Source organism: Priestia filamentosa (assembly GCF_900177535.1).
GTDB classification, from domain to species: Bacteria; Bacillota; Bacilli; order Bacillales; family Bacillaceae_H; genus Bacillus_I; species Bacillus_I filamentosa.
In genome coordinates this window covers 1,289,672-1,303,058 of sequence record NZ_FXAJ01000001.1, presented here as the reverse complement: position 1 = coordinate 1,303,058, position 13,387 = coordinate 1,289,672, and the positions used below count along the sequence as shown (strand labels likewise).

Below are 13,387 nucleotides of genomic sequence, written 5' to 3'. Positions count from 1 at the left end.
CTGATGATGAAGATTGCAAAAGGCGTTTAAGATGATTCTTAAATGCCTTTTCCCTATATAAACATAGATGCTGATAAACGAACCTTATATAAACTAATTTTGTATACCACACATATTTTAAAAACAAAAAAACACCAATGAAAAAAAGGGTTCTTTTCTTGATTTAGTGGTTCCATCTTATAATAATGAGTTCTTATCTATTTCTTCTAAAAGGCATTAAAACTGTACCCCCTTCTCCTACTATTGGCGAGTTTCTTCTACTTTTAGAGCCTCAATGTTCTCAGAGGATACCTCAAATTTTGAATTAACTAAAGTCAAATTAGAATCAAAAAAGCTACTGAATCATATTTTGGAAATTTCTCTACCATATGTTCATAGCTACATCCCTAAAAAATGATTTTGTATTTTGTTTGGGAACCGTAATTTTCATCTGCACGAAGAATAATGTCTCCAAAATCTTCAAATTCGATAGCTCCTGGAGCAACTTGGGTTTCAAATGTTATTCCACCGTGTTGAATTAATTTTTCTCCGTGCATAAGTGGTACACCTTCCACAATATTCGCAGTATAAACGACTATCGCAGGCTCTTCTGTGTATACCTCAACTTTTATTTCCCCGTCAGGACTAATTAATTTCGCTGCCATTTGATCAAGTTCTGTGCAGGTAAGGAAAAATGGATGGTCTACCCCTTGAACCTTTTTCACTTCTGCATCAATGGATTCAAAGGTTGATTTTAATTTTTTCGGGGTTCGAAAATCATAAGGCGTTTCAATTACGCTTCGCTTTTCCCCAGTTACAGTGGTATCTGTATTTACTGGCGCAAATTCTTCTGAACATATTTGTAAAGAATGATCATCAATTGGTTTACTTGGATGTCCTGTTAAATTAAAATAAACGTGATTTGTTGGATTAAAAATTGTATCTTTATCACTTTTGGCTTGATAGCTCACTGACCAGATATTTAAGTTGTCTAATGTATAAGTTACACTTACTTCTAAATTCCCTGGAAAACCATTCTCATTATGAAGCGCATTTGTTGAAAAGATGATTGAGGTGCTTTGCTCCTTCTCATTCACTTCATAACTCCAAAGTTTCTCATCAAATCCAGGGGTTCCACCGTGTAAAGTATTCCCTGATTGATTTACAGACGTTTTGTAAAATGACTCACCAAGTAAAAATTCACCATTTTTTATTCTTCCAGCGACTCTTCCTATTGTTGCTCCACAGTATGTTTCTTTCTTGTAATCGTCAATAGAGTCAAATCCCAATACTATGTTCTTATGACCTGAAGCCGTTGGCACAAAAAGATTGACAATTCTTGCCCCAAAGTTTGTAACTTCTACTATCACTCCATTATCATTTTCAATAGTAAACAGTAAGGCTTCATCCCCAAATGGACTTTGTATTAATTTCATTTTTTTCGACTCCTTTGATAATTAAAATCTTTATATTTGATTAACCCACGAAGTGAGAACGAATAATTAAATTAATTCTTTATATTTTGCAATGACATTTTCAACTGTGAATCCAAATTTTTCGTAAACAATATTTCCAGGAGCTAAAGCACCACACGTTTCAATGTTGTCAATTAGGCTATCAAACCACACGTATTTGCCTAACTAAAGCTTGATCCTGTTTCAATTGCTACACGTTTTGTAACACTTGATGTAATACTGCTTCTTTATAGTCAGTAGATTATTGAAATAAGGCCGAAGTAGCAACTCCGGCCTCAAGTAAGGAATCCTATGAAAGGGCTATTTACGCACTTTTTCCATTATATTGTTTATTTTCTCCAATTTTTTCAATTTCCTCTAAACTGCGACCGCGAGTTTCAGGAACGCTTTTCCGGATAAATAAAACTCCAAGTAAACAAATAATACCGAAGATTGCAAACACAGCTTCTTGAGCCATCGTAGCGGTCATGATTGGAAATAGCAATCCAACCAAGAAAGAACCAATCCAGTTAAATGATGAAGCTAATCCTGACGCACGCCCACGAATTGTCAGCGGGAAAATTTCCCCAACTATAACCCAAGTTAAAGGAGCCCACGTGAATGAATAAAGTGCTACATAGATACTTAAAAAAACAACCATCATCATCGGACTTGCATTAGGAATAAGTATATTCAATATTGCTGGCAAAATAAAGGATAGCCCCATAATCGTTCCGCCTACTGTTAATAACGTACGGCGCTTAAATTTATCAGCAATCATTAGGAATACTAATGAACCTAATACAAGAATAACACCTTGAATAATTGGCCACATCAACGCTGAACTTGCTTCATGCCCTGTTGCGTTTTCCACAATCAAAGGAATGTAATAAAAAATGGCGTTTGCGCCCTGGAATTGTTGAAAAGCAGCGACTCCCACACCGGCAATTACTAAATAACGGTATTTACTACTTAAAAGTGTACCCCATGATGCTTTTTGATTCGCCAGCTTTTCCTCCTTGGAAGTTTCTTGAATTTGTCTTATTTCAGAATCAATATCTTCTTTGTTAGACCGAATATAGCTCAACACCTTACGAGCTTCTTCAAGTTTATTGTTCTTTATTAAAAAACGTGGTGATTCAGGTAATTTTAACATTCCAACATATAAAATTATTGCAGGTACGGCAGCTAAACCAAGCATCAATCGCCATGCCATTGTCCCTGGTAAATCTTTTAATAAATAATCGACAATGTACGAAAGCAACATTCCAGAAACAATCATTGTTTGATTAATTCCTGACAGACGTCCACGTAAACGTGCAGGCGCCATTTCCGACATATAGGCTGGGACCAACGCAGAAGCAGCACCAACAGCCAATCCTAATAAAATCCGTGAAACAATCAAAAAAAGTATCCCATTATGAGGGGCTATTCCTGACAAAATAGATCCAACCATAAAAATTATAGCAGATATTAAAATCATTTTGCGTCGTCCCAAACGATCAGAAAGTTGTCCGGCCAGGGCACCTCCAAAAATAGCTCCAAGCATCACAGAAGAGGTAATCCACCCAATAGCCCCAGCGTTGTTTTGAAGGTTCCAATCATTTTGTAGAAAAGGCAAAGCACCTGTCATAACGCCGATATCATAACCGAAGAGAATGCCGGCAAAAGCACCAAAAAAATAAATGAAGCCACTTGAGATTTTCTTTTCCTTAACCATTAAAGTCCCTCCTCGAGGTTTTATCCCATTCCTAAAAATATCGATGGCTTTATAAGAAATAATAAAAGTGTTTTTAAACTGTAATGCATGAAAAAACTTAGTTTCTCATAAATCACATTGTTTCATTCCGTTATATTAAACGCTTTCATATCTCCCTAAAAGAAGTGATTACGCTTACAATTAAAAGAACCATGAGCCACTTGTTAATGGTTCCCCTTCTTCAACTTCTAGAACATCTATTTTTCACCTCCAAGGAAGCAGAACCTCCTCGGAGGATAAAGGCATTACTTAATAACTACGTATTCTAAGTCAACAAGTTTTGCATAGGTGATAATTTGGTCTGTTGTTAAATTTAATGAAACAACTGTATGGTGACCGCCACCATTCTCAATCCAAGCTTTAACTCCATCCTGGAAGTTTGGCTTAATGTCCCAAAGCACACGAGCTACTGGAAGTTTTGGTGCTGGAACAGTTGGCTCAAATAAAGAAACTTCGTTAATCAAAAGTTTGTAATGAGTGCCAAAGTCAGCCATTGAAACAACTACGCCGTCCCCTGCTTTACCGTCGAATACTAAACGTGCTGGATCTTCACGATCGCCAATACCTAATGGAGATACGATAATTTTTGGTTTGTTACTTGCTAAAGTTGGGTCTACTTCAAGCATATGTGATTGAAGGACTGATTCTTGACCAGCAGCTAATTCATATGTGTAATCTTCCATAAAGCCAGTTGATTGGTTATGGCTCATCACTTTGAGTAAGCGATCAATCGCTGCAGTCTTCCAATCTCCTTCACCAGCAAAACCATATCCTTGTGCCATTAAACGTTGGACTGCAAGACCAGGAAGCTGTTTCATACCATATAAAACTTCAAAGTTAGTTGTGAAAGCATTGTAACCACCATCATCAAGGAAACGTTTAATGGCGATTTCATAGCTTGCTTGTACTTTTACACTCTTCTCCCAATCTTCCTTACTGTAAGTGCCATAATCAAATTCATAAAGATCTGCATATTCTGCCAATAAATCATCAATTTCTTCGTCCTTAACAGCATTAACGTATTGAACAAGGTCTCCAATACCAAAATAGTCAACTGTCCACCCAAATTGAATTTGTGCCTCAATCTTATCCCCTTCAGTGACTGCAACGTTACGCATGTTGTCACCAAAACGAGCGACTTTAATGTTGAAGCTTTCGTTATAAGCAACCGCTACGTCCATCCAGTCTGCAATTTGCTGTTGCACTTCAGCTCGTTCCCAGTAACCTACGACAACTTTATTTTGTTTGTTCAAACGAGCATTAATAAAACCGTATTCACGATCGCCGTGAGCGGATTGATTCAGGTTCATGAAGTCCATATCAATCGTTGTCCAAGCAATACTTTCATTAAATTGTGTTGCTAAATGAAGTAATGGTTTTTGTAATAATTTTGTTCCGCGAATCCACATTTTTGCAGGCGAGAAAGTATGCATCCAAGTAATGACACCGGCAACCTCGTCACGATAGTTGATTTCTTTCATGATGCTTGTAATTTTATCTGCACTAACAGCTAAATCTTGCAATACAATTCGATAGGGTAAAACACCGCTTTCATTTAATGCATCGGTCATTGTTTGTGCGTGTGCTTTGACTTCTGCTAACGCTTCTTCCCCATAAAGGTGTTGTGAACCTACGACAAACCAAAATTCTTTTTTTTCTGTTGTTAACATAATAACCCTCTTTTCTTAATTTGATAGTCTGATATTTTAATAGTTTGCATTACTTTTGCCCATAATAGGCATTTTTCCCATGTTTTCGTAAATAGTGTTTATCTAAAATACGTTGTGGTAATTCTTCAGCAAAATGATTTAGTTCTCGTGCAAATAAATTCATTTTCGCAACTTCATCTAATACCACACTATTTGTGACCGCTGATTTTGCATCTCTTCCCCAAGTAAATGGACCATGACCATGAAGTAAGACACCGGGAACTGCTAAAATATCTAACCCACGCTCTTCAAATGTTTCGATGATTACATTACCCGTTTCCACTTCGTAACCGCGATCAATTTCTTCCTGTGTCAAGAAGCGTGCGCATGGTACAGAACCATAAAATGTGTCCGCATGAGTGGTGCCCATCGCTGGAACATCAAGGCCTGCTTGAGCCCAGATTGTTGCCCAAGTTGAATGAGTGTGCACGATACCACCGATTTCTTGATAATGCTTATAAAGTACTGCGTGAGTCGGTGTATCTGATGAAGGGTTCAATTCTCCTTCTACAACATTGCCATCTAAATCAACAACGATCATATCACTAGCTTTCATCGTTTCATAATCAACACCACTAGGTTTAATTACAAATAAACCGCTTTCACGATCAATAGCGCTTGCATTTCCCCATGTGTATTTCACGAGTCCATGTTTAGGTAAGTCCAAATTTGCCTGAAATACTTCTTCTTTCAGTTGTTCTAACACATCAATCCCTCCCATTTTCCACTCATAAAATTAAATTATCTACTGCAGCCTGTTCAACCGCTAACCCTTTTTTGTATCGTTCAATAAATTCTTCAAATCCTTTTACATCAAAACTATCAGGATAAATTTCTTGTCTATCAACCCCTTCAAAGACTTTTTTGTCGAGGAAGTCTTCTAAGCTTTCTTTTTGATCTCTATTCATCATGTAAGAAGCAAGAATAGCAATTCCCCATGCACCGCCTTCTCCGGCTGTTGCCATAATCGAAACAGGAGCATTCATTGCAGCTGCAACAATTTTTTGTCCAACAACAGGGGTTTTAAATAAACCACCATGAGCTAAAATGCTATCAATTGCGACATTCTCTTTATCTTTTAAAATATCCATTCCAATTTTTAAAGCACCAAAAGCAGTAAAAAGATGAGTCCGCATGAAGTTTGCTAAATTAAAATTACTTTCAGGTGAGCGAACAAATAATGGTCGGCCTTTTTCTAATCCAGTGATATTTTCACCTGAGAAATACCCGTAGCTAAGTAAACCACCACCATCTGGATCAGCTTCCAAAGCTTTATTTAACAGCACATGGAATAATTTATTCATTTCAACCTTTTGTCCCATTGCCTCAGAAAATTCACGGAACAATCCCAGCCAAGCATTGATATCACTTGAACAGTTATTCGCATGAACCATTCCAACAGGACTACCGTTTGGTGTAGTTACCAAATCAATTTCTGGGTATACTTTTGAAAGTTCTTTCTCTAATACAATCATTGCAAAAACTGAAGTTCCTACTGAGACGTTTCCAGTACGTTTTCTCACACTATTCGTAGCAACCATCCCTGTTCCAGCATCACCTTCTGGTGGACAAAGTGGGATGCCTGGTTGTAAGTTTTTTGATTTATCTAAAATTTTCGCTCCAATTTCAGTTAATTCACCTGCTTGCTCACCTGAAATATAAACTTTAGGAAGAATATCTTTTAGCTTCCAAGGATAACCTTTGTTCGCAATTAGTTCATCAAACTGCTCCACCATCAATTCATTGTAATCCTGCGTTGATTCATCAATTGGGAACATGCCTGAAGCATCCCCAATGCCAATTGCTTTATTACCAGTAAATAACCAGTGAATATATCCAGCTAAAGTTGTAATAAGATCAATACGAGGTAAATGTTTTTCTTCGTTTAATATTGCCTGATAAAGGTGAGCAATACTCCATCGTTCAGGGATATTGAATTGGAATTTATCAGTTAATTCCTTTGCTGCAATACTTGTTGTTGCATTACGCCAAGTCCGAAATGGAACAAGTAGCTCACCAGTGTGGTCAAAAGCCATATATCCGTGCATCATGGCTGAAAATCCAATAGAACCAATTGTTCGAATTATGATGCCATAATTTCGTTCAACTTCTTGCTTCATTTCACTATAAGCTGCTTGCAGACCAGTAATAATATCCAATAAGTTGTACGTCCAAAATCCATCTTCCAAGAGGTTTTCCCATTCATAACTCCCAGATGCGATTGTTTCAAAACGATTATCAATTAGCACTGCTTTGATACGTGTGGATCCGAATTCAATTCCAAGTGAAGTTTCTCCCTTAGTAATCGCTTGTTTAATGTGTGCTCGATTCGTTTTCACACTAATCCCTCCCTTGACAGCGGTTTCAATATCTATAATTGAAAGGAAGCGCTTTCCTTTTCGCTTAATTTTATTAACAACCTCAGTATATTTTTTGTACGTACATTTGTCAATATAAATATTATACATACTTACAAATATTATAACGATAATCCCACCGTAAATATCCCTTTAATAACTGTAACAAAAGGGATTATAATGACATAAAATCCAAATAAAAAAATTATAACTGTTTGGATATTTATATGAAAATAAGATAAAATCTTTTAAAACTTTCAAAACTACGATAAAATATGTACGTATAAATATTCCAAGTGAATAAATTTGAACGCGAACAACTATAAAGGAAGTGAGTTTAATGAAACCAAAATATCAGGTCATCATTGATGATATAAAAAGTAAAATTCTTTCAGGTGATTACAATGTAGGAGAAAAAATACCTACTGAATCCTCCATTCAAGAAAAGTACAAAGTTAGCCGGCACACTGTTCGAAAGGCCATTTCAGAACTATCGACAGAGGGATTCTTAAGAAGTGAAAAAGGATCTGGCACTTATGTTAGTAATCAATACCAATCCAAGTCTGGGGGAAATTCCAATAGTAAAATAATTGGTGTAATCACGACCTACATTTCTGATTATATTTTTCCGTCTATTATTCGTGGAATTGAAGGAAGATTGAATGAGGATGATTATTCGTTATTATTAGCTAGTACAAATAACGATGTCGAACAAGAAAAAAAAGCTTTGGAAATGATGTTGTCATTTGGCGTGGATGGTTTGATTGTTGAACCTACGAAAAGCAACCTATACAATCCCAATATTTCTTACTACCTATCGTTCAAAGAACAAGATGTTCCTTTCATAATGATTAATGCTCATTATGAAGAATTAGATGTTCCTTTCTTTTGTCTTGATGATGTTCAGTCTAGCTATCTTGCAACAAAAGAGTTGATTGCAAAAGGACACACACAAATTGGACTCATTTCAAAGATGGATGACTTACAAGGAAAGTATCGAATGAAGGGATATATAAAAGCGCTTGGAGAAGCCAAATTACGGTTTCAGCCAGAGCAAGTGCTTTCGTTCAATACAGAGACAAAGCTGGACCTATACACTAACTTGAAGGAGTTCCTAAATGAAAATAGAGACGTGTTGACAGCAATTGTTTGCTATAACGACGAAGTAGGACTGGAAGTAGCAAATGTATGCAGACAACTTGATATTTCTGTTCCAGAAAAACTATCAATTATCGGCCAGGACAATTCTTATATTTCCAAAAATGCGAACATCAACCTAACGACATTAACCCATCCCCAAGAACAAATGGGACGCGATGCAGCTGATTGGGTCATTAAGAAGCTACAAGGAAGAAAAAATTTGCCAAAAGAAACCTATTATCAACCAGTGTTAATTGAAGGAGAAACTGTAAAAGAGTTAGAAGTAAATGAGACATTGAGGAAAGATTAAAAGCGTATAAACACGGCGACTATGCAATACTAGATGAGCACTTAAAAGATGCCGGTTCGACTGAATCTAATGTTTAAACTTGTTCATACGAGAAAAGTTGAGTAAATATATCAAAAGCCTGAGGGAACCGATACGTAGAAGAAAAGACAATATTCTAATAATCAGTTGACGGATACTAGTGTTAAACGATTATAAGGACATTGTCTAGAAACGGAACGGCAATTACCGAGCTATTCCCTATGTTGATTAGAGAAACCTTATTATTGTTATTTTAAAAAACGAGAGCCTCAAGGATATTTACAAAGAATAAGTGCGATTAATTAGTTGATTGGCGTTTTTATCTTCTTTTATACGAAAACCTCCTTTTGCTCCACTTAACTCGGTATTGTTCATACACAACATATCTTCGGAAAGACTAAAACATACAACTCTTTCTAAACCCCAGGTTCTAGTGATATAAATAAAAAGAAAAAGCGCAAACTCGTTGTTACTGAGCGGGTGTGCGCTTTTTTTCTTCTGATAACTCAAATTATGTGAAGTGAGAATTTCATTTATAAAAGTTAACTTTTTCTCCTATCATCATTCCCTCTTCAATATACCCAAATATTCTTTCCAAGGCCCAACATCTGCTCTGTATCTCTCCGCCATTACCCGTACAATTTGAGCAATGTGTGTTAAATCATGAACAACCCACGTAGAAAGCAATTCTTTTAACTTCACTATACCAAACTCAGGGTGTAATCCCGTTCTTTCAAGATACAAGGGAGATTCAATAAGCCCATTAAGTTTGGTTATATTTTGTATTCTAATCACTTTAAATTCAAACAGTTTTTGTTCAATCGATCTGTTGGACCTTTCGTTTAAATGTGAATAACGATCAAAGGGGGGAAATGGTTTATTCTCACCTTCCTGAAGAATCATTTCTAACCTTGGTATCCAATTATTTTTCTCTCCCTCAATGAGATGCTCAATTATTTCTGAGACATTCCAAGTGCCTTCACCTTCATTGCATTGCAACCACCCTTCAGATACATTAGTTAAAAAATATTCTAATGTTTGTGGTGTACGCTCTAAAACCTCAGTAGCTTCTTTCATATTAAAATTCATCTAACCGCTCCTTTCTTCCCTCTAGTAATCTCCTTCAATAACATATCTCTGCTTATACTTGTCTAAATCTGCTATTGTAAACAAAAACCTTACTTATTTCTATTTAAATTTACCATAAAATTCATTCCTTTATTAAACTCCCCTGCCTCTTTCATTCCATAAGAAAAACATGAATTTAACCTACCTACCTCTTCCAAATAGAAGTAAACTTTACACCACAATTATATTGACTATATTTTCTGAATATTCTATTATATATTAAATATATAAAACACAGTTTCATATACAAAACAATATAAAGAAACATGAATTCTTAAAGATTTATTAATAACACAATTTAAGAGGGGGATTTTAATGAAGAAGGTTTCATTACAAAAGAGATGGTTAGGAGTTTTAGCGCTATTAATAATTGTTATTATTGCCTACATCGATCGAATAAACGTTTCTGTTTTAATCACGAATAATGATTTTTTAACAACATTTGAACTCCATGACGATAGAATTCTGCAAGGTCAATTGATGACAATTTTTTTAATAGGCTACGGATTGTCAGCTTTTTTTATAACGCCAATTTTTGAAACTTTTTTAGGATATCGCCGCGGATTAATTTTTAGCATTCTTTTATGGGCTATTTTCACTGCAATCTCACCTCTTGCCGGTTCGATATTTATTTTACTGATTTTCAGAGCTATTCTAGGGGGGAGCGAAGGACCTCTTTTCTCTTTAAAAACGATGTATATTAATGAACACTTTAACTCCCATGAAAGAGGAAAGCCAAATGCAGTTAGTTCAATGGGGGTCTCTATCGGTCTATCCATTGGATTTCCCATTATCACTTTTCTAATTTATCAATTTAGTTGGGTATCATCTTTCTATATATTAAGTGCTCTTAATATATTAATTGGGCTACCACTCGTTTTATTTTTCATTCAACCATCTAACCATCATCAGAATAAGGGTAAAAAATCTGTCAAGCAGTTAACTAATACTTTTACTACCGCGTTGAAAACACCAGGGCTTATATGGGTGCTCGTCATCGAAGTCGCTACACTAAGTTACTTATGGGGAAGCAGTTCATGGTTACCAGCATATTTATTAGATGAAAAAGGTTTTTCCATTAAACAGATGGGCATTGTCTCTTCTTTACCATTCATCTTTAGTGTTTTATCCAAATTTTTGGGTGGATATATTATTGATCGGATTGCCAACAAAAATATGATCATGATATTTTTTGTTGGCGGATTGGCTACTGCTTTGTCCATCATCTTAACGATCACATCAAACAATATAACCATAATTATTTTAGGACTTATACTAGCCAATGGTTTTTGGGGAATTCAAGGAGCTGCCATTCCAACATTGGTTCAACATTTATCTGACCCAACAAGTGTAGGAAGTACATATGGAATAATCAACGGACTTGGGAACTTTATCTCCGCCTTTATCCCCGCTATCATGGGCTACATTATTAGCTTAAATGGAAACGACAATATCTCATCTGGCTTTTATGTATTAATTGGTACACAATTGGTTATTGCCATTTGTGGGCTACTTTTTACTAAAACTAAGCATGTAGCTGTGTTAGAACATAATATGACAAACAGTATTGCTACAAAAACTCCTCACTAGAAACATAGAATATAAACAAAGGTGTCTCTTATAAAAGACACCTTTGTTTCATATCTTCCTGCCACATGTTTTATCTTAACTAGTGTTTACACCTACCTTATTACAAAGCATTTGTAGCTACTTTTACATATGTGTTATAAGGTTTTAGGACAGTATCTAAAGAGTAACTATTCCATTTATTGATTATTATTTAAAACAAAAAGCAGGAAAACCAGATAGTAATCTTTTTTCCCTGCCTTTTCATTTAGGCGACTCTATTATTATTCCTAATTTTATTAATCCAATCTTTACCTTCTGTAAAACGTGTCACAAGCATCGCTGTTACTGTATTTCCCGTACTATTTAGCAATGTCGCAGGAGCATCAATAATCGTTGAAATGACGGCAATGATTGGCAGCACTTCAGGTGAAAAACCATAGATCGTAATAATTAACATTTCACCAATCATCCCGCCTCCAGGAATAGCTCCCATTACAGCGCCAACCAAAAAGGCTACGCCTAAAATACTAAGAATACTTGTAGCAGACGTCATATCTTTGCCAAATAAACTAAATAAGAAAACAATCTTTAGAATGCCACCGATAACAGAACCATCTTTATGCGTGTTTGCTCCTAATGGAATAACCGTTTCAGCAATATCTAATGGTATACCCATTTTCTTCGTTGCATCTAAATTAACTGGAATAGATGCAGCAGAAGAACAAGTAGCAATAGCTGTGATAGAAGGAGCAGCTGCATTTTTCCAAAACAGCTTAATTCCTGCTTTGCCACCAGCCATCCATGCGTATAGAGTAAAGAAACCAAAGTAGTAAACAATTGCAATTAATAAGTAAAGAATGAATGCCCTAGCATATCCCTGCAAAATCTTTGGACCTAGCTCTCCTACGACAGTAGCAAAATAGCAACCTAACCCAATTGGAGCATAGTACATAACAATTTTAACAACTTTCATTGATACTTCTTGACCAGAAGTCAGAAATTTAACCATAGGTTGTCCTTTTTCTCCAGCCATCGTTGTAGCAATACCGAAGATGATGGCAAAGACAATTAATTGTAAAATATGTTCTTTCGAAAATAAATTTACAAAATCAGGGACGGTAAACGTATTAACAAGCTGATTTAAAAATGTCGTTTTCTCTGTTGGATCTCCACTATCTCCCATCAACTCTTTAATAGCAGAAGTATCTACGTTATGTAACGGATTATAAAGAGATGCTCCTATAAACCCTAAAACTGCTGATATAGCCGCAGTGGCGATGAATACAACTGCAATACCCAGCATAATTTTACCAAGACGCTTCATTTCATTCATGTTTGCAATCGCAGAAGCGACACTGAAAAAAACAAGTGGCACAATAATCATGAACATTAAATTAAGAAACAAATCCCCAAAGGGCTTCACAACTGCTACATCTGGCCCGACAGCATATCCTGCTATCCCCCCGATTAAAATGGCGACAAGTAGAATAAGAGATGATCTGTACGTTTTGAATACACTTAAAACCATAGCTATACCTCCTCCAAATAACAAGTGCTTACTCATTGACAACACAAGAACTTTTATGATTTACCCCATCGTATAAGGAGTAAAAATATGTGTATATCTTTTCGCACCCAATATTTATATATTTCAAATTACATTTTACCATGAGCAGTTAATAAAAATTTGTTCTTGTCCAAAAACTTCAAGGTAGCTGATTCTCCTTCATTTTCATCAAACTACGAAAGCTCAAATGGCATCGTAGGTACCATCTATCCTTTAATAACATAATACCAGGCTAATAGAGCTTCCTTTTGAACAAATTTTCCTTTTCCATACCGATCATACACCTTTTTTAGAGTAATAGTCCCAGTATGTCCAAGATTTAGAGATTACTTATAATGACTCTGAAGCTTTTGCCCCAGAGCTAATTCTTTTTCATATGAAATTGAAATTTATATAT

At 35.8% G+C, this 13,387-nt stretch carries 9 protein-coding genes; 2 read left to right on the top strand and 7 right to left on the bottom strand.

Annotated elements, in window-relative coordinates; genetic code table 11:
* Positions 1 to 386 precede the first annotated feature (386 nt).
* The 5 genes from B9N79_RS06690 to B9N79_RS06670 all read right to left on the bottom strand — a co-directional run bounded on the left by B9N79_RS06690 (position 387) and on the right by B9N79_RS06670 (position 7,240).
* Entirely contained in the window at positions 387 to 1,415 is a 1,029-nt protein-coding gene (locus B9N79_RS06690; protein ID WP_040060963.1) for an aldose epimerase family protein, read from the bottom strand.
* A gap of 343 nt (positions 1,416 to 1,758) precedes the next feature.
* Positions 1,759 to 3,153: a sugar porter family MFS transporter gene (locus B9N79_RS06685; RefSeq protein ID WP_019390841.1), complete on the bottom strand. Its 1,395-nt coding sequence runs from the start codon at positions 3,151 to 3,153 to the stop codon at positions 1,759 to 1,761.
* A 284-nt stretch (positions 3,154 to 3,437) separates the two neighbouring features.
* Entirely contained in the window at positions 3,438 to 4,862 is a 1,425-nt protein-coding gene (gene araA / locus B9N79_RS06680; protein WP_085118032.1) for an L-arabinose isomerase, read from the bottom strand.
* A 49-nt stretch (positions 4,863 to 4,911) separates the two neighbouring features.
* Positions 4,912 to 5,607 (bottom strand): L-ribulose-5-phosphate 4-epimerase, encoded by a 696-nt coding sequence (locus B9N79_RS06675; RefSeq protein ID WP_046217628.1) that lies wholly within the window; start codon positions 5,605 to 5,607, stop codon positions 4,912 to 4,914.
* 22 nt (positions 5,608 to 5,629) lie between these two features.
* Entirely contained in the window at positions 5,630 to 7,240 is a 1,611-nt protein-coding gene (locus tag B9N79_RS06670) for a xylulokinase (RefSeq protein ID WP_046217947.1), read from the bottom strand.
* Positions 7,241 to 7,598: 358 nt separating this feature from the next.
* Here B9N79_RS06670 and B9N79_RS06665 point away from each other — a divergent pair, with 358 nt between their 5' ends.
* On the top strand, positions 7,599 to 8,708 hold the full coding sequence (locus tag B9N79_RS06665) for a GntR family transcriptional regulator (RefSeq protein ID WP_046217629.1): 1,110 nt from the start codon (positions 7,599 to 7,601) through the stop codon (positions 8,706 to 8,708).
* A gap of 579 nt (positions 8,709 to 9,287) precedes the next feature.
* On the opposite strand, the gene B9N79_RS06660 is transcribed toward B9N79_RS06665, so the two are convergent.
* Positions 9,288 to 9,815: a DinB family protein gene (locus tag B9N79_RS06660; RefSeq protein ID WP_040060956.1), complete on the bottom strand. Its 528-nt coding sequence runs from the start codon at positions 9,813 to 9,815 to the stop codon at positions 9,288 to 9,290.
* A gap of 354 nt (positions 9,816 to 10,169) precedes the next feature.
* Here B9N79_RS06660 and B9N79_RS06655 point away from each other — a divergent pair, with 354 nt between their 5' ends.
* Positions 10,170 to 11,444: an MFS transporter gene (locus tag B9N79_RS06655; protein WP_046217630.1), complete on the top strand. Its 1,275-nt coding sequence runs from the start codon at positions 10,170 to 10,172 to the stop codon at positions 11,442 to 11,444.
* Positions 11,445 to 11,688: 244 nt separating this feature from the next.
* On the opposite strand, the gene B9N79_RS06650 is transcribed toward B9N79_RS06655, so the two are convergent.
* A complete protein-coding gene (locus B9N79_RS06650) occupies positions 11,689 to 12,951 on the bottom strand; it encodes a dicarboxylate/amino acid:cation symporter (protein ID WP_085118029.1) in 1,263 nt (420 codons plus the stop codon).
* Between the last annotated feature and the right edge of the window lie 436 nt (positions 12,952 to 13,387).